The following is a 17,340-nucleotide window of genomic DNA, read 5'->3' as shown; positions in this document are numbered from 1 at the left end:
CGCACTTATTCGCGGTGCTTTTTCCCCGGCTGCGCGATCCATTTGCCGCTGTCTTGATATTCGGGGCGGACATTGCTTGCACCGGGCAGATTTTGCGCGCGGTAATTGGCATCGCCACCCTTGGCGATAGCTTGGGCTGAATAGTCCGGGCTTTGTATCGCTGGCACAATCGCTTTGGCGCGCGCCGTAGATGTACCGACTGCCGCGTTTTTCGCCGCAATGTCTTCTGCCGCCTGGTTGCTTTGCGCAATCGCCGCCTCATAGGCGCGCGCCAGTGCGATGGGGTCGGTCACGTCCATCTTGGTGGCTATAGCGCGTTTTGGTTTTGGACCGGGTGTTGGCTCATGCCCGCTATACAGGCCAGAGAATGCATCGGCACGACCGGCACTGCCTTTCCAGCTATAGAAACGATGCGCGCCGATGGTGCCGAGGAAATTGAGGCTGGGAGCCCAATAGGGGCTGACCTCAGTGGTGTGATAATGGGTGGCAAGCCCCGCTGGAACAAAGACAGCCCCACCCAGCATATCGCTGGCAACGCGGCGCGCGCGGGTCCAGTGATAGCGGTCCGGGCGTCTGGCCATGGAGCCATCACAGCTAAAGGTGAACTGGCAGCCGGTGTTGCGTTCTGACCCCTGATAGACAACGCCGCAAACGCTCCTGGGATAGCTGGGATGGCGCACACGGTTGAGAATGACCTGTGCAACAGCGCGCTGCCCGGCATCGGGCTCTAGCGCTGCTTCATAATAGATCGCCGTGGTCAGGCATTGCAGCGCGCGATAACGATCACGCGAAGTGCCGGTCAGCGCAAAGGCCTTGGCTGGCGTCGTGATGCCCAAGCTGCCAGCGGTTGACACTGCACCCGGCGGAAAGGCACTACCGGCAAGCGATGCACCACCCGCAGCGTTCCAGGCATCATCCTCGGCGAGATAATAAAAGGCCGAACCGGGGAAATTGTCGGCGGACCTTTCTGACCAGAGATTGCGGGCATCATCATAGGTCGGGATATCGTTGCTGAAATTCTCACTCTGCGCGGTGCCGATCTGGGTGATCGAAAGAGCAGAAAGGACAAAGAGAGCGCCAGAAAGCAGCTTTTCGCGCAGGCTGAATTTGCGCCTTAAAGCTTCACGCAGCGGCGTGCGTCGCCGCAATCGCTTGCGACTCGCTGCCCGCCTTTTCGGCTGGTGAGCGCTGTGATGCCCCATTATCCTTGGCTTTATCCCTTCTCATGCCGCGACCCGGCATATTTCCTCCATATATGTAGCACATTCATCCATTATGGAGATATGCCCCAGGCCACATTTTACGTTTGCGTCCCTATGCGGGACAGCACGGCCTATGGGGGTTAACGGATGGGGTTCGGCAGAGCTTAGCTGCGGGGGCTATGCGCGCTCTGTTCGTGGCTATTGACCAGTCGAATTGCCAGTACATAGCCCATCATGCCAAAGATCACGCCGCCAATGGCAGGTGCGGCGATCACGCCTGCGGCTCCCGCCATCCAGTCACCGATGACAAGAAACGGCAATATGCCCAGCGTATTGCGGCCCCAGTTAAGCCATGTTGACCAGCGCGGGCGCTCAAGATTGTTGAAGGTTGCATTGGCGATATAGAGCACGCCATTGAACAGGAACAATGGCGCGACAATGCCGCCAAAGACCTGGAGCAGCACTAGGCCTTCTGCATTGAGGTCAAACAGCTTTGCGATCACTGGCGCGGCGAAATAGAGCACAGGCCAGATCAGCAGGGTATAGCCGGTGGCGAAGATAACCGCGCTGCGAATAGCTTCGCGCACCCGGTCGTAGTTTTGCGCGCCGAAGTTCTGGCCAACGATCGGGCCAATCGAGCCTGAGAGCGAGAACAACAGACAAAAGGCCACCGGGATAATCCGTCCGATCACGGCATAGCTGGCGATTACCGTTTCATTATATTCAGCGAGAAAGCGAAACGTGATAAATCCGCCTACAGGGGTCGCCAAATTGGTGAGGACGGCAGGGCCCATGATAGCGCGGATCGGCGCCAGATCGGCCATGAAATGCTCTTTGTTGAACGGCGCAAAACCCCCATAAAGCCGCAATACGGGCCAAAAACCAGCTATCGCCATCGCGAAAATGGAAAGCACCGTCGCGTAAGCCGCGCCGGTGAAACCCAAGTCCAGCCCGAACATCAATAGGGGATCGAAAATTGCATTGGTTGCGGCCATGGCCAAGGTGGTGTTCATCGCCCGTCGCGCATCACCATGGGCGCGCAAAAAGCCTGAGCAAATCATGCCCATGACAGTGACAGGGCTAAATGGCGCGACGATGCGGATATATTGGATTGCGGCGTCTTTTGCATGCCCGGTCGCACCAATGGCGTCCATACAGCCGGGGGCAAATAGCCAGAACAAGATGGCCATCGGGATAGCCAGCGCCATGCCGATAATCATCACATGGGTGAACAGCACATTGGCCTTTTCCCCGCGCCCCATGCCGATGCTCTTGGCCGCGAGCGCGCTGATGGTGATCATCAGGCCGATATTCAGTGCCGAGTTGAAGAACAACAATGTTGCGGCGAAACCCATCGCTGCGGTCAGCGCTGGATCACCAAGCTGCGCGATAAAAAACAGGTCAAGAAAATCGACCAAGAACATCGCGAGCAGCCCAAAGGACGAGGTCAGCGTCATCACCGCGACATGGTTCATGAGGCCGCCGGTAAGGAATTTTCCCGGTTGCGCGCTCAGCGATCCGCGCGGCGCGCTCTCCCCAGCACGTGTCGGCGGGGCGCTGTCGCCGGCGATGGTCTGGCCGTTCTGGGTAGCGCGTTTGAAAATCGGGGTTCTCGCAACTCTGGGGCGGAATAGCTTTGCAGGATATAGGGTTGAGGTGACCAAAGGCAAAGAAGCATTTCTTTTAAAAGGGCATATTCCGCTCCTGCCTTGGTCATCAAACCATCTTGCCAACCGCTTATCGAAACGATAACCGCTTTCCCACGGTACAGGTCGCCCGGAGACGGGCGTGAATTGGGAATTTGGAAGCCGGGTCGAATAACGCCCGGTAAGCCGAAGCTGCCCCCGCAACTGTGACCGGCGAGTCTGTGTGCCATATGCCACTGAAGCAATTCGGGAAGGCGGCGCCCAAGACGATGACCCGGGAGCCAGGAGACCAGCCTGCCACCGGTCGTCGTATCCATCGGACGGGGTGTGCCGGGGGAACGAGGAAAGGCTGCTTTCCGCGTGACGACACTTTGTGTGACCGTCATGGGAAAGGAGTGAAACCATGCGAATAGAAACAGTTAAGGCAACACTGCTCTGCGGTGCAGGGGCACTATGCACTTTGGTAACACCGGCATTGGCGCAGGATGGCGATGCTGACGCACAAGTCGATGCAAGCGACAAGATATATATAGCCGACTTCCTGCGCGACGATTTTGTCACCGTATTGGGCAGTGCCCTGGAAGGTCTCACAGATGAACTCAATCGCGGCATCACCATTATCGGCACAGACGAGATTGACAGCATCCAGACCCTCGACATTACCCAGATATTGGAGCGGGCACCCGGCATCACCACCACCCGCAATGGCAGCTTAGGCAGCTTCACCGGCATTCGCCTGCGCGGCAGTACCTCGGATCAGGTGCTTATGCTGGTTGATGGGGTGCGTCTCAACGATCCCTCTGCGCCCGGAACGGGTTTTGATTTCGGCAATATCCTGCCGCAAAACATCAACAAGGTTGAGGTACTGCGCGGTGCCAATTCCATCATCTGGGGCAGCAACGCCATTGGCGGTATTATCGCGGTGGAAACCGGCGGTGACGGCGATATCGGCTCTTTCACAGCAGAAGGCGGCTCGTTCGGCACCTATTCGCTGACCGGCAGTCTCAACCCCGATCTTGCAGATGGCCTGAATGTCAGTGTTTCGGGCGGCTATCTGGAGAGTGATGGCTTCTCCAGCTTTGATGGTGGAACAGAAGATGATGGCTATAACCAGCTCTTCGTTAATGGCCGCGTCGCTTATGCACTTACCAGCGAGCTTTCATTCTTTGCCCAAGCGCGTTATGCGGATAGCGAACTGGATATTGACGGCTTCCAGTTTGTCCCGCCTTTTGCCCAGATCGATACCGCAGAATTTCAGGAAACCTCGCAGGTCTCGGGTTCTGCTGGCATTGAATATAGCGGTGACCGCCTAAACCTCCGCGCGCTCTATTCCATCGCTGATATCAACCGCGACAATTTCAACCCGGCCTTTGGCACCGATCGGGTGTTCTTCGGCGAAGGCCGCAATGAGCGGCTGGAGCTGCGTGGCGAATATGCGGTTACTGATACGGTGGATGTCTATTTCGGCCTGGAAAATGAGGAAACCAGCTTCGACACCGGAACAGTCGGCGATAGCGGTCTGGACAGTGTTTACGGCCTGGTACGCTTCAACAATGACCGGGTGAATGTTTCCGCAGGTGTCCGCGTTGATGACCATGAGCAATATGGCACCGAAGTCACCTTTGGCGCCGATGGCAGCTTGGCCATAGGCGATGATGGCTGGCGGGTTCGCGCCGCATATCAGGAAGGTTTCCGCGCACCCAGCCTGTTCCAGCTCTTGTCCTTCTTTGGCAATCCCAATCTCAACCCGGAAACCAGCCAGGGCTATGAGGTTGGCATTGAGTATCAGGACCGCAATGGCTCCGGGCCTGTCGCGGGTTCGGTAACGCTGTTCCAGCGCGATACCGATAACCAGATCGACTTCTTCTCTTGCTTTGGCATCGATCCGGCAGACAACCCGTTATGCGACGGGCGCAGCGGCATTTTCGACAATATCCTCGAAACACGCGCTCGTGGGGTAGAGGCGGAGCTGGTGGTGCGGCCATCACGTCGCGTCACCGCGCGCGCTGTCTATACCTATGTCGATACCGAGAACCGCAGCGAGGGCAGCTTTAACTTCGGCAATCAACTGGCGCGCCAGCCTGACCATGCGCTGACTCTGGCGGCGGACTGGTTTGCCGAAGAGATTGCCAATGGCTTACGACTGGGCGCGGATTTGCGGCTGGTGTCGGACAGCTTTGACAATGCCGGAAACACACGACCGCTTGACGGCTTCTCCACCGTGCGCTTCCGCGCGGCATTGAATGTGACCGAAAATATCGAGGTTTTCGGTCGCCTGGAGAATGCCTTTGATGTCGATTATCAGACCGCAGCCGGATTTGCGACGCCGGGCCAGTCAGCCTTTGGCGGAATACGGTTAAGGCTATAGGCGATTGAGTTGCGCCCAAGGAATTGTTAGAGAACGCCAAATCAGAAGGGAAACCGCATGAACACCGAAACACTGGGTAAAACGACGATCTGGCCCGCATCTTTGGGTGCAACCACCATCATGGGCTGTCTGATGCTGGCCTGTATCTTCCCCTTTGCCGCTTTCGCGACGCTTGCGGCGCTGACGATGAAGCCGCGTAACGGGCTTGCTCTGGTGACATCGGTCTGGGCGGTGAATCAGGCTGTCGGCTTTTTGCTGCTGTCCTTCCCATGGGACGCGCAGGCGGTTGGCCATGGTATTGCCATTTTCGGCGCGACCCTGCTGGCCTTTGGCGCGGCGCATCTGGTACTGCGGCAGAATTTTGCCTCGCTCACGCTGCGGGCAGGGGCCGCACTGGCCGCGGCCTTTGCGGTGCATCAGGTCGCGCTGCGCGCCTATGCCGGATATGGCGGCGGCGCGGAGAATTTCTCCGCAGAGATTATTACAGCGGTCGGTATCAATGACCTGCTATGGTTCACCGGCCTGATCAGCCTGCGCTATATTATCGCCTATATGACCGGGGAAAAGGCAATCAGCCAGATCGCCCCCGCGCAATAGGGCCCGGGCTTGGGGCTATTCGGCCTCAGGCTGGGCACAACGGCTGCGGTCGCCCGCTTCACAGGCGGCAACATCTGCCTGCCATTGCTTCACCGCGGCTTCATAGTCAGCGCGCGCCTTCTCATAGGCTTTGACCGCGGCATCATATTCCGCCAGCGAGCCTGCCCGATCAATCAGCTCGTCGCTCTGTTCGGCGAGCTCGGCATTATATTGCGCTTCCCCTTCAACATTGCGCCGCACCTGCTCGCGCGCCATCTGGGCCTGTTGCTCATTGGCCTGACGACGGGCTTCCTGTTCGGGGGTCAGCGGGGTTTCTGCGCCGGTGTCATCGCCGCTATTCGTCTTATCCTGTGCGGCCAATGGGGGTGTTGCCACCGCTACAGACAATGCGGCGATAGTGAAAATCTGTTGAATCATCATTGTCCTGTCCTCCCTGATGATGGGGCGATGCTATCCGGCCTTGCGCCTGAATCCAACATGGCTGCACATCTTTCCGAAATCTGCCATAAAAGCGACACCTTGCTGTAAAGGTTGCGGTAAGGGGCGCTGCGCTAGACGTGGGCAAAAGGGTAAGTATATGAAAAGCTTTATGGGGCTGTTGCTGCCCCTTTTGCTCAGTGCGACCATGGCCGAGGCCGGGGAAGGAACCGCCAGCGAGTTGGTGCTGCGTGGTGACTTTGCGGTGTCCGGCGTCGTCTTGATTGATGATGACGAAGAGGAGCCGATAACGCTGGTGGTCGATGGCGCCAGCCCCAGCCGACCTATTCTCAATCCCGAACTGGTGGACCGCGCAGATATCGGCAAAAGCATGATTGGCGGCGGTTTTCTGATCGGGCCGATTGAGCTGGATGCCGATACCAAGGTGGTGAAGTACCGGTTTGGCGATCTCGACTGGAAAAGCCGTTCGCTGTGGACGGATCTCAGCTATGCGCCCAACCATGATGGCGGGGTCGGGCCACTGGGCCTGCCGCATGATGTCGTCCGCATCCAATGGCGGCGCGAGCAGGCGGGGGAGAAATTGTGCACTTTCCCGCTTGATAACCGGGGGAGCGCGGTGACCCGGATCGCCATGGGCGAAAAGATCATCGATATCGGCTTCACCCAAAAGAGGGGTAAGTCGTTATCAACAGCAGCAGCAGGGGCGGTGATTGCCGATTTCCATGATGGCGAGTTTGTCGGCGAGAGTGACAGCACCGAAATCGCCTATGGCATAGAACGCCCGATCCGCAAGCTGGCGCTGGCCGAACCGCTGGACCTGTGCGGGGTCTCGCTCGATAGCTTCTATGTCCGCAAATCCGATTTCGGTGATTCATCAGGCATAATCGACGGCGATCTCGCCCGCGCCAATGCGGACAGCAGCGAGATTGTCGTTATGGCGGCCAACGGCAAGAAGGATAAGAACCGCTATTTCCTGACCATCGGCCAGGACGATCTGCAGCATTGTTCATCGGTGACTTATGATAAGGTGGCGAAGGAGATACGGTTGTCTTGTTTCATGAGGCAATAGCGAAGTTATGGTCTAAATACATCGTGAAATCGCCTTGCGATTAAGCCCTTTTGCGATAGTCTTGCCAAATAAAGAATCCCCTGCGCTGTGACTGGCGTAGCGATAATAAGAATGACTGGGTCCGCGTTATGAGTTTATGCTCTGCTGCCTTGGCGTAGCAGAGAGGAGATGCGTGTGTACCGAATAGGAATGACAGATTGGAGGGCGAAGGCAGCGCACCTGCGCGCTTTTCCCATGGCCGCGATGGCCATGCTGCTGACGCTCGCCACGGGCTGCGCCGCGCCTTCCAGCTATTACGGCATTGATCTCACCGCACCGACGCTCACCGATGACGAGAGGGCCATACAGTCCCTCGCCAGTCGCGCACAAGCGGGCGACAAACAGGCGCAGCTTGATCTGGGCATCCGGTTTGAAGAGGGGCGCGGGGTGGCGCGTGACCTTAAGACTGCGCGTAAGCTTTATGAAAGAGCTGCAAAGGACAGTGGTGGGTTGATGTGGGTCTATTCTCCACCCGTTGGCAATGGCTCTAGCGGTCGGGTTGTTCCGCTAAATACCGGTGTGAAGCAAGTGGGGCTGGCTGAAGCTAAGAGCCTGATTCGAAAGTATCTCAAGCATAACAGTATTTTGCGGTTCTTCGTATAATCATACGGATGGAAGCGATGAGCGCCCATGCGGTTGAGCTTTCGATGGATGTTTCCCAGTCTTTGGCGAGGCGTCGGCATCGCCCTAGCCATGCGAAGGTGCGTTCGACGACCCATCGGCGTGGCAGGGCTTGAAAGCCCTTGGTGTGATCGGAGCGCTTGATGATTTCCATGGTCCACGCCCCCATGCCAGCCAACGTAACCCCCAGTTTTTGCCCTGCATATCCTCCGTCAGCAAAGACGTGTCGCAACCAGGGGAAGCGGTGGCGAGTTGCCGCCAGCACATCGACAGCCCCGTCACGGTCTTGAATATCGGCACTGTGGACGAGGACGAAGATCAGGAACCCGCATGTGTCGGTTATGATGTGCCGCTTCCTGCCTTTCACCTTCTTGCCCGCGTCATAACCCGATATTCCACCGCTCTCGGTGGTTTTCACGCTCTGGCTGTCGATCACGCCAGCACTGGGCGAGGCTTCGCGCCCCTCGATCTCGCGCAGGTTCATCACCAGCACCATGTTGAGCGTATCGAACAGGCCAGTGTCCCGCCATGCGTAGAAATAGCGCCGTACCGTCGACACTGGCGGAAAACACTTGGGCAGCAACCTCCATGCACATCCGGCAGAGGCAATATAGAGCAGCGCATTGACCACCTCGCGCATATCCGCCGTCCGCGGCCGACCACCACGCCTCGCCGGGGGAATGAACGGCTCCAGCAACATCCACTCCCTATCCGTCATATCCGATGGATATCGCAAACCTTCCCGGCTATGCTCAGCCCGGGCAATACCAGTCCATGCCATGCTTCACTCCTACTCTTCGCAAAGCAGGTGTGAATCACAAATGGCTGGTATTGTTCAATAACTTTCGGATCAGGCTCTTAGAACCAACGCCTTACCCCTTGCGAAGCACTAGCTGGTGCGACACTGTTGGCAGGATTTTGCTTTCAATCATTGTATTGAAAGAGAGGGCATTGATACTTATTAATAATATACAACAGCTCTATGTCAATCTTCATGTTCAAATATATCTACCTTTAGTATTAAATACTCCAATATAAGCAAAATAAAAAATATTATTAACATATAAATAAATCCATATTCCATATTAATTATATATTTTAATGGAGCACCTATAATTAAAATTAAAAGAATCACATGCAACGTGCTTGCTTTTTTTATAATCAACAAAGTGCCACATCTGTAGCATTGGAATGCTTTGCCACGGTTGAATAAAGACCTCTTGAATTCCACAGGTGATTTGCACTTAGGACAGCAGGGTTTCATATATCTGAACCAACATTCCATGTATAACTAGCGTTATTCGTGAACTCTTTAATGAATTTCACTGTTCCAGCTTTTGCTTCCAAGCTACATTCTCTATCATTAATCTGATCTCTGGCTAATAAAGAAAATTCTAGACATAATGCCTTGTGCGCCCTGTTGATCTTCATGCTATTCAATACATTATCTTCGAAGATAAAGAGCTGTCGTACCGTATCCTTTATAACTGTGCGCGAAGTAGTCATCTCGCTAATCATAAATGCGAAGCAACCGTCTGATTTATAGGATTTCTTGACGGATAGAACGACACCTTTTTGAAAACGTAATTCCTGCAATATCATCACCGTCATCAGTGAATGATAATAATCATAGTAAATACCATCATCATACATCGTATGATTGCATATATTTAATATATTGTCATTTCTATCAAGCTCGCTATGTCGTGTATTACTGCTAAAATTAGAATCTTCTCCATGCATTGGATAAGACAAATAAATATCTTCATAACTACCCGGCATAAATTCTGCATAGTGGTTATTTTTACACACTCTAGTGAAAGTTGACATGCTTGCCCAGTAATCAATAGAGACTCTGTGACTTACTAAGCTTATATCCTCGTTTTTTCTCCCCATATTAGCACAGAATAGGTTTTGCGCAAACTTAATGTGCTCCGTAAATTCTTCATCATTTAATTTTAAGAATGATTCTTTGTATGATTGCAGTATATTATTATCAATTTCCTCATTTATTCTAGCAATAAATCCAAGCTTACTTATTGGAGTGAAGTGTATTTGCGATTTACCATCAATTTTACCTGAAATATAGTGCCATAGTGCTAAATTTTTAATAGTCTTTGTCCCATCAAGGTCGTCTTGCGGGGCCGCATTAAAATATACTGCGCTTGGTTGATTACGACCTTCAATAAAATCTGTACCCTTAATTGCAAGGTTCGAGGATTCACGATTGTTCGATATATTTAATCTGTCATATAATATAGAGTCTCCACTCTCATATATGACACTTATTGAGTCAATGATCAGGTCTTCAGCGTTGACATCCAATTGATCTGGAAGCCGAAGGCAATTTCCGATAAGATAGTTGCCATTATCACCCTTCAATGACGCAGTTAACTGACCAAGATCATGAGATGGTTTGGACAGGCGTTTAATCTCAGCGTTAACAACACGAATCTCTTGGCTAACGATTTCTCTAGCCGGCGTTGTGCCTAGAGCTTTTTGAATGCTTTCGAGAGCACTAATTACTCCAGCTCTTGCACCGCCAACCTTTACAATGATTATAATCGAATCGGGAGAGGTAAAGCCATTTACTGAGAACCCAAAGTCCAATTGAGATAAAAGCAATTCTTCAAAGATTTTTCTCCCTAGAATATGTTCAAATAAATGAGAATTCCCACATACTGAATCTCTATCTGACCAATTACCGCCACGGAGATCAACTATAATTGTGCTTATACCATTATTTGATTCATCAATGATTTCAGACAGATCGTATTTTGATGAGTTCGGAGATTGGCAATCAAAAGATAATAGTAGGCAGGACAATATAGATAAAATGATTCTATATATAAGATGCCTACTATTATCACTATTCATTGTTGCACATTCTTTATTTAGGGTATCGGAATATGGTTAAGGTGTGGTCCGCCAACTTCTCTATTATAAGGGTTTTCAGGAAGCCCTAACATTCCTCTATATAATTCTATGGGATTGTTATAGGTGCCGGGTTTGATATTAGAATTTTCTTTTATAAATTGTTCAATCTGCTCATCAGCATATGATTGAAAATCTCTGTTTAGATCACCGAGAGCACCTATCCATTGTACAACATGGTTAGCTGCGTATTCTGCAGTGAAGCCTGCAGCTAATGCCACTGTAGCCGAGGCACCTGCCGAAGCCACAGCCGCACCAACCGTTATACCAAATACTACGTGGTAAGCTTCTCTAATGTTTTTATCACCAGTAGCTACTTCACCTAGGGTAATGCCTAAATCTATACCTGCATAAAGATCACCTAACCCCTTTATAAGATCAGATGCAGTAGTAATGCTTCCATCTGGCAATTCTATACGCTGATCACCGCCATGCTTATCTGCTATATCTTGAATGACAGCGAGAATTCCTTCTATCGCCGTTTTTGTTGCATCGATTTGCTCTTGAGTAGAGGGCTGATTCTCTTCAGGAGCAAATTGTAATTACGGTGACACTTGCAATAACCCCGAAATACATTCTCTAAACTGCGCCTCCGCGTGAGGATGTTCCCATATTTCTGCCGCTTGAGAGTGTCCCTTTCGTAACTTCTATTCTTGTGGCAGTCGCAATAACCCCTGATTACAACTTCGCGTCTTTCGGCTTTGGCCCCCTTTTGCCGGGCCGGAGCTTGCAGTCCAGCTTGGCCTCCATATCGTCGAGCCATTGCTCCGAGCCGATAGGGCGGCCCAGCGTTTCAGCTTTGCGGAGCGCGGCATAGGTCATCTCCTCGTCAAAATCCTCGCCGAGAAACGCCTTGAAATCGCCCACCCGCTCCAGCGCCGGGGCGGTTTTGACAAAGCGATCATCCTTGCCCGCAATCAATGCCCGGGTGCTCGACCATGGCCAGTCCTCGGCGCGGCTGACCAGCTTTGCACGCACCGGATTGAGCGCGACATAGCGCAATGCTGCGACAAAATGCGTCTCATCCATCGCCACCGATCCATAGCGCCCCTGCCATAAATGCCCGGTCACCCGCATGCGCGCATTGATATAGCCGGTGTAATGGCGGTGCGCCTTGCGAAAGGTACGCCACAGCCCATCCTCATCCGATGGCGTGATGATGATATGCACATGATTGGGCATCAGGCAGTAAGACCAGATTTCTGCCCGCGCCTCTGCGGCGGCATCGGCGAGCAGATCGAGATAAAGCGCATAGTCATCATCCTCGAAAAACACCTGCTCACGCCGATTGCCGCGCTGGGTGACATGATGCGGTATGCCGGGAATAACAATACGGGGGAGACGAGCCATGGGCAGGGGCTAGGCGAAATAAGGGGTTGTTGCAAGTGTCACCATAATACCTACGTTTCTGTCACAGGTGAAAACCGCCTATTTTCGCTTCACATATTGCCCGTCAAAAACAGTCGTCCATGTCTTTTCGCCATCGGTTGATTGCTCCCAATGCTGTCGCACCGAGCCATCGTCATCGGGCGTCCAGGTAACGCGATTGACGGGTGATCCCTCAACATAGCCGGGCCAGTTTTTGTTGCTCAGCACCATCGCGCCGGCATCATTGACGCCGCCTTCAATATAGAGCGCATTGCCGTCCAGACCCATCCATGTCTGATGCCAGATGTCGCGGGCGGCGTCGTAAAAGCTCATGCTCATCCCGCTATAACCGCCCTTGGTGCTATAACTCTCGCGGATGACACAGCCGCCATGCATATTTTCGATTGTGTTGATGGCCGTAGGGGCTTCCCGGCCCGCCGGAGTGACGTCCCATTCGCCAAGCCAGAAATCAAAGGCGCGATGTGCTTCGGTGGAGCAGGGTGGGGGCGGCTTTGGTGTGGCTGCTGTGCTGTTTTGCTGCGCCAGTGCAGTGCTGCCGAATGAGAGCAGAAGTGCGCCTGTGAAAGCCGAACCGGCCAGCGCTTTGCGAAAGTATAGATGTGATTTGTCCATGGTTCCTCCCCTTTTTCAGAGGAGCATCGCGCATTCCTGCCGATCTGCAACCGGATTTCGACCAGCCCTATATGGACGGATATAAGCAGCATCGGGCATTGCATTTTCGCACGCCAATCGCCATTTCTTTGCCTATCAGGGGATAGGCGCATAGCCGCGCTTGCCATCAGAACATTTATGGAACATAAGGTCGTTCGGGCCGAATGTTGGACTGTCGGAAAGAGCTGCCATGTCTCTCACAAAGATCAGCGTGCGCGGGGCGCGTGAGCATAACCTTCAGGGCGTGGATATTGATCTGCCGCGCGACAAGCTGATCGTCATTACCGGCCTGTCGGGCAGCGGTAAATCGTCGCTGGCGTTCGATACCATCTATGCCGAGGGGCAGCGGCGTTATGTCGAGAGCTTATCCGCCTATGCGCGGCAGTTTCTCGAGATGATGCAGAAGCCCGATGTCGAGCATATCGAAGGCCTCTCGCCGGCGATCTCGATCGAGCAGAAGACCACCAGCCGCAATCCGCGTTCCACTGTTGCCACCGTCACCGAGATTTATGACTATATGCGGCTGTTATGGGCGCGCGTCGGTGTGCCCTATTCGCCCGCGACCGGCGAGCCGATAACCGCGCAGACGGTCAGCCAGATGGTCGACCGGGTCAAGCAGCTGCCGGAAAAGACGCGGCTCTATCTGCTCGCCCCGGTGGTGCGCGGCCGCAAGGGTGAATATCGCAAGGAGCTGAAAGAGTGGCAGAAAGCGGGCTTTGCCCGCGTCCGCGTCGATGGCGAGTTTTATGATATCGAGGAAGCGCCTGCGCTCGACAAGAAATACAAGCATGACATTGAGGTGGTGGTCGACCGGCTGGTGGTGCGCGATGATGACAGTATGGACACGCGGCTGGCGGACAGCTTTGAGACCGCGCTGAAGCTGGCGAATGGGCTGGCTTATGTTGATCTGGCCGAGGGGACGGTTGCAGAGGCTATGGCCCAAAAGCCGTTCGTGTCGAGCGAAGTCGAGACACCGGAGAGCGGCATCTCGACTTCGCTCGATGCGAACGGGGAAGGGAAAGTCAGCGCCCAGGGACAGAAGATGAAAGGCACCGGCGTCCCGGACAACCGCATCATTTTCTCCGAACGCTTTGCTTGCCCCGTCTCCGGCTTCACCATTGAGGAAATCGAACCGCGGCTATTCTCGTTCAACGCCCCGCAGGGCGCGTGCCCGGCCTGCGATGGCATTGGCGAGAAGCAATATTTTGATCCCGATCTTGTCGTTCCGAATCCGGAGCTTACCCTCAAACAAGGCGCCATCGCGCCCTGGGCCAAGTCCAACCCGCCATCGCCCTATTATATGCAGGTGCTGACCAGCCTCGCCGACCATTTCGGCTTTGATCTCACCACGCCGTGGAAGGATATGGAGGCGCAGGACAAGGACGTGATCCTCACCGGCACCGGCGGCCTGCCGGTGACGCTGACCTTCAAGGATGGCAAAAAGAGCTATCAGGTGAAAAAGCCGTTTGAGGGCGTGATCGGCAATCTCAACCGCCGCCTGCTGCAGACCGACAGCGCCTGGATGCGCGAGGAGCTGGCGAAATTCCAGACGGCGCAGCCCTGCGAAGTGTGCCATGGCGCGCGGCTCAAGCCCGAGGCGCTGGCGGTCAAGATTGCCGGCGAGGATATCTCCATCTCCACCCGGCGCAGCGTCGGCGATGCGCTCGCCTGGTTTGAGGTGCTGGAGGACAAGCTTACCGACCAGCAGAAACAGATCGCCAAGCCGATCCTCAAGGAGATTATCGAGCGGCTCGGCTTCCTCAATAATGTCGGCCTTGACTATCTCAATCTCGACCGCAAATCGGGTACGCTTTCCGGCGGCGAGAGCCAGCGCATCCGTCTCGCCAGCCAGATCGGCAGCGGCCTGTCGGGCGTGCTCTATGTGTTGGATGAACCCAGCATCGGCCTGCACCAGCGTGACAATGACCGGCTGCTGGTGACACTCAAACGCCTGCGCGATCTCGGCAACACTGTCATCGTCGTCGAGCATGATGAAGACGCCATTCGCCAGGCCGATTATATCGTCGATCTCGGCCCCGGCGCGGGTGTGCGCGGCGGCGCGGTGGTGGCGGAAGGCACGCTGAAACAGATCCTCAAATCGAAAAAATCGCTCACCGCCGATTATCTGACGGGCCGCAAGGAAATCGCCGTCCCGAAACAGCGGCGCAAGGGCAATGGCAAAAAGCTGACAGTGCATGGCGCGCGCGCCAACAATCTGCAGAATGTCACCGCCTCGGTGCCGCTCGGCACCTTTACCTGCGTCACCGGCGTGTCGGGCAGCGGCAAGTCCAGCTTCACCATCGACACGCTTTATGCCGGCGCGGCGCGCGTGCTCAATGGCGCGCGGATTATCGCGGGCAAGCATGACAGGATCACCGGGCTGGAGCATTGCGACAAGGTGATCGATATCGACCAGTCGCCGATTGGCCGCACCCCGCGCTCCAACCCCGCCACCTATACCGGCGCCTTCACCAATATCCGCGACTGGTTTGCCGGCCTGCCCGAGGCGCAGGCGCGCGGCTACAAGCCGGGGCGGTTCAGCTTCAACGTCAAGGGCGGCCGCTGCGAGGCGTGTCAGGGCGATGGCGTCATCAAGATCGAGATGCACTTCCTGCCCGATGTCTATGTCACCTGTGAGGAATGCGGCGGCAAACGCTATAATCGCGAGACGCTGGAGGTGAAATTCAAGGGCAAGAGCATCGCCGATGTGCTCGACATGACGGTCGAGGACGCAGTCAGCTTCTTCAAGGCGGTGCCGCCGATCCGCGACAAGATGGCGATGCTGAACGAGGTGGGGCTGGGCTATGTCAAGGTCGGCCAGCAGGCGACAACGCTCTCGGGCGGCGAGGCGCAGCGGGTGAAACTCGCCAAGGAACTCTCCAAACGCTCGACCGGCAAGACGCTCTATATCCTTGATGAACCGACCACCGGCCTGCATTTCGAGGATGTGCGCAAGCTGCTGGAAGTGCTGCACCGGCTGGTGGAACAGGGCAACAGCGTGGTGGTCATCGAGCATAATCTCGACGTGATCAAGACGGCGGACTGGGTGATTGATCTCGGGCCGGAAGGCGGCGTGAAAGGCGGGCAGGTGGTTGCCGAGGGGACGCCGGAGGATGTGGCTGAGGTGAAGGGGAGCTTTACCGGGGAGTATTTGAAGGGGATGTTGGCGAAGTGAACCAAAGGTCAAGCCCAAGGCGATAGTAGATTTGCAAAGAAGCGTTTTGCTGTTGAAAGTTATTCGAACGGTGTTGCGTATCTTCGAAGATGCCTTGAGACATTCTTTATGATCAGAGATGACACACTCGCAGAAATCGGTATCGCGATATTACGCAGAGCTTGGTCCGATGCTCTAGCCAGTGAAAAATTGGATTCTACCTCTAAAATCGCCAACGATATTGATACCGTGTTTAATGCCAATACGGGCAGTTACGGGAAAGCCGCCATTGTGCAGACTTTGGGCAAGGCTTCTGATCTTAGTCTGGATGCTCTGGCAGTGCAGAAAGGCGGTGAAGATGAAACAGCTTGGGATGCGCGGACCTTTGCTAGAGGTACTTTCGTTGAGTGGAATGAAGAGGCAAACCGACCATTTGCGCACTCATCCGATCCATATGTCAGTAACCCATTGCGTATCCGCAGGTTTGATAGCAACGCTAGGTCAAAGGCTCGAGACAAGGCGGGCTTTGATGCTCTAGTAAACATACTGGAGGAAGTAAATCAGGCCGAAACTAGCGAAGGGGCCTATGATTATGTGTTTGAGGTGCTGCTTGGACTGAGACGATATTTAGCTGATAAATCAGTTGAGTATCCTCTCCCAAAACGAGCAAGTCTCAAGAACGTACTTGAAGCAACTGATGGATACTTAGCTGAGAGATCAGGCGGTGCCCGCTTACAAGCAATCGTTGCGGCCTTATTTAGTTGTTTAAGTGAAGCTGGGTTGAAGATTAGTGATGTAACTACCGCGCACATCAATTCCCCTGACGCGGGTGCTTCGCGAGGCGGAGATGTCGAATTTCGTGGATTCGATGGAGGCTTTACCATCGAGGTTAAGGATCGGCCACTATCAAGAGATGATTTTCTTGCATCCATCGAAAAAGCTAGAATTGCAGAAATTTCGGACCTCATGTTTGTTGTTCGAAGCGGGCATATTTTAGGCAAAGGGTTAGACGAAAGTTTTTTGACGTCTGAAACAAGCCGTCAGTTCTCTTCGGGCCTCAATCTTTATATTGAATCTTTTGACAACTTTGCTCGTATTGCACTTTCGCTCATAGGCGAGAGCGGCAGGAGAACTTTCCTACAGAAAGTAGGAGAAGCACTTGAACTACAATCTGCTGACATAAGCCACAAATGGGCTTGGGCAAAGATCGTAAAGTTGCTATAGATTCACTT

14 protein-coding genes and 1 riboswitch are annotated in these 17,340 nt (G+C 54.2%); of the genes, 6 read left to right on the top strand and 8 right to left on the bottom strand.

Going from position 1 to position 17,340, the window contains the following annotated elements; all coding sequences use genetic code 11:
- Positions 1–5: 5 nt before the first annotated feature.
- Together RB602_RS12100 and RB602_RS12095 are read right to left on the bottom strand one after the other, a co-directional pair.
- Positions 6–1,202: a cell wall hydrolase gene (locus RB602_RS12100; RefSeq protein ID WP_317080841.1), complete on the bottom strand. Its 1,197-nt coding sequence runs from the start codon at positions 1,200–1,202 to the stop codon at positions 6–8.
- 164 nt (positions 1,203–1,366) lie between these two features.
- Positions 1,367–2,872 carry an MATE family efflux transporter gene (locus RB602_RS12095; protein ID WP_317080840.1) on the bottom strand — a complete coding sequence of 502 codons (1,506 nt, stop codon included), beginning with the start codon at positions 2,870–2,872 and terminating at the stop codon, positions 1,367–1,369.
- 82 nt (positions 2,873–2,954) lie between these two features.
- A riboswitch (cobalamin riboswitch) is annotated at positions 2,955–3,160 on the top strand.
- Positions 3,161–3,251: 91 nt separating this feature from the next.
- Here RB602_RS12095 and RB602_RS12090 point away from each other — a divergent pair.
- Both RB602_RS12090 and RB602_RS12085 read left to right on the top strand, forming a co-directional pair.
- Positions 3,252–5,216 (top strand): TonB-dependent receptor plug domain-containing protein, encoded by a 1,965-nt coding sequence (locus RB602_RS12090; protein ID WP_317080839.1) that lies wholly within the window; start codon positions 3,252–3,254, stop codon positions 5,214–5,216.
- Positions 5,217–5,273: 57 nt separating this feature from the next.
- Complete coding sequence (locus RB602_RS12085; RefSeq protein WP_317080838.1) at positions 5,274–5,813, top strand: hypothetical protein; 540 nt, start codon at positions 5,274–5,276, stop codon at positions 5,811–5,813.
- 15 nt (positions 5,814–5,828) lie between these two features.
- Here RB602_RS12085 and RB602_RS12080 read toward each other — a convergent pair whose 3' ends face one another.
- The gene (locus RB602_RS12080) at positions 5,829–6,233 is read right to left on the bottom strand and encodes a hypothetical protein (RefSeq protein ID WP_317080837.1); all 405 of its coding nucleotides are present in this window, start codon (positions 6,231–6,233) and stop codon (positions 5,829–5,831) included.
- 157 nt (positions 6,234–6,390) lie between these two features.
- Between RB602_RS12080 and RB602_RS12075 the strand changes: the two genes are divergently transcribed.
- Entirely contained in the window at positions 6,391–7,320 is a 930-nt protein-coding gene (locus tag RB602_RS12075; RefSeq protein ID WP_317080835.1) for a hypothetical protein, read from the top strand.
- A 234-nt stretch (positions 7,321–7,554) separates the two neighbouring features.
- Positions 7,555–7,962 carry an SEL1-like repeat protein gene (locus RB602_RS12070; protein ID WP_317080834.1) on the top strand — a complete coding sequence of 136 codons (408 nt, stop codon included), beginning with the start codon at positions 7,555–7,557 and terminating at the stop codon, positions 7,960–7,962.
- Here the strand turns inward: RB602_RS12070 and RB602_RS12065 are convergent.
- The 5 genes from RB602_RS12065 to RB602_RS12045 all read right to left on the bottom strand — a co-directional run bounded on the left by RB602_RS12065 (position 7,928) and on the right by RB602_RS12045 (position 12,915).
- Complete coding sequence (locus RB602_RS12065) at positions 7,928–8,761, bottom strand: IS5 family transposase (protein ID WP_317080037.1); 834 nt, start codon at positions 8,759–8,761, stop codon at positions 7,928–7,930. The two genes, RB602_RS12070 and RB602_RS12065, sit on opposite strands and share 35 nt — an antisense overlap.
- Before the next feature lie 479 nt (positions 8,762–9,240).
- Entirely contained in the window at positions 9,241–10,857 is a 1,617-nt protein-coding gene (locus RB602_RS12060; RefSeq protein WP_317080833.1) for a hypothetical protein, read from the bottom strand.
- Between the two features lie 17 nt (positions 10,858–10,874).
- Positions 10,875–11,324 (bottom strand): hypothetical protein, encoded by a 450-nt coding sequence (locus tag RB602_RS12055; protein WP_317080832.1) that lies wholly within the window; start codon positions 11,322–11,324, stop codon positions 10,875–10,877.
- Positions 11,325–11,592: 268 nt separating this feature from the next.
- Positions 11,593–12,264 (bottom strand): transposase, encoded by a 672-nt coding sequence (locus tag RB602_RS12050; protein ID WP_317080831.1) that lies wholly within the window; start codon positions 12,262–12,264, stop codon positions 11,593–11,595.
- A gap of 78 nt (positions 12,265–12,342) precedes the next feature.
- Positions 12,343–12,915 (bottom strand): SH2 domain-containing protein, encoded by a 573-nt coding sequence (locus RB602_RS12045; RefSeq protein WP_317080830.1) that lies wholly within the window; start codon positions 12,913–12,915, stop codon positions 12,343–12,345.
- A 229-nt stretch (positions 12,916–13,144) separates the two neighbouring features.
- Between RB602_RS12045 and uvrA the strand changes: the two genes are divergently transcribed.
- Together uvrA and RB602_RS12035 are read left to right on the top strand one after the other, a co-directional pair.
- Positions 13,145–16,129, top strand: a complete 2,985-nt coding sequence (gene uvrA / locus RB602_RS12040) for an excinuclease ABC subunit UvrA (protein WP_317080829.1) — start codon at positions 13,145–13,147, stop codon at positions 16,127–16,129.
- A 108-nt stretch (positions 16,130–16,237) separates the two neighbouring features.
- A complete protein-coding gene (locus tag RB602_RS12035; protein ID WP_317080828.1) occupies positions 16,238–17,332 on the top strand; it encodes a restriction endonuclease, SacI family in 1,095 nt (364 codons plus the stop codon).
- Positions 17,333–17,340: the final 8 nt, after the last annotated feature.

The sequence above is a fragment of the Parasphingorhabdus sp. SCSIO 66989 genome (genome assembly GCF_032852305.1).
GTDB classification, from domain to species: Bacteria; Pseudomonadota; Alphaproteobacteria; order Sphingomonadales; family Sphingomonadaceae; genus Alterisphingorhabdus; species Alterisphingorhabdus coralli.
This window is presented reverse-complemented; position numbering and strand designations above follow the sequence as displayed.

What these genes read in the sequence shown, in the direction of transcription:
- RB602_RS12100 (WP_317080841.1), bottom strand. Translation starts at nt 1,202, where the DNA reads ATGGGGCATCACAGCGCTCACCAGCCGAAAAGGCGGGCAGCGAGTCGC.
- RB602_RS12090 (WP_317080839.1), top strand. Translation starts at nt 3,252, where the DNA reads ATGCGAATAGAAACAGTTAAGGCAACACTGCTCTGCGGTGCAGGGGCA.
- RB602_RS12085 (WP_317080838.1), top strand. Translation starts at nt 5,274, where the DNA reads ATGAACACCGAAACACTGGGTAAAACGACGATCTGGCCCGCATCTTTG.
- RB602_RS12080 (WP_317080837.1), bottom strand. Translation starts at nt 6,233, where the DNA reads ATGATGATTCAACAGATTTTCACTATCGCCGCATTGTCTGTAGCGGTG.
- RB602_RS12075 (WP_317080835.1), top strand. Translation starts at nt 6,391, where the DNA reads ATGAAAAGCTTTATGGGGCTGTTGCTGCCCCTTTTGCTCAGTGCGACC.
- RB602_RS12070 (WP_317080834.1), top strand. Translation starts at nt 7,555, where the DNA reads ATGGCCGCGATGGCCATGCTGCTGACGCTCGCCACGGGCTGCGCCGCG.
- RB602_RS12065 (WP_317080037.1), bottom strand. Translation starts at nt 8,761, where the DNA reads ATGGCATGGACTGGTATTGCCCGGGCTGAGCATAGCCGGGAAGGTTTG.
- RB602_RS12060 (WP_317080833.1), bottom strand. Translation starts at nt 10,857, where the DNA reads ATGAATAGTGATAATAGTAGGCATCTTATATATAGAATCATTTTATCT.
- RB602_RS12050 (WP_317080831.1), bottom strand. Translation starts at nt 12,264, where the DNA reads ATGGCTCGTCTCCCCCGTATTGTTATTCCCGGCATACCGCATCATGTC.
- RB602_RS12045 (WP_317080830.1), bottom strand. Translation starts at nt 12,915, where the DNA reads ATGGACAAATCACATCTATACTTTCGCAAAGCGCTGGCCGGTTCGGCT.
- uvrA (WP_317080829.1), top strand. Translation starts at nt 13,145, where the DNA reads ATGTCTCTCACAAAGATCAGCGTGCGCGGGGCGCGTGAGCATAACCTT.
- RB602_RS12035 (WP_317080828.1), top strand. Translation starts at nt 16,238, where the DNA reads ATGATCAGAGATGACACACTCGCAGAAATCGGTATCGCGATATTACGC.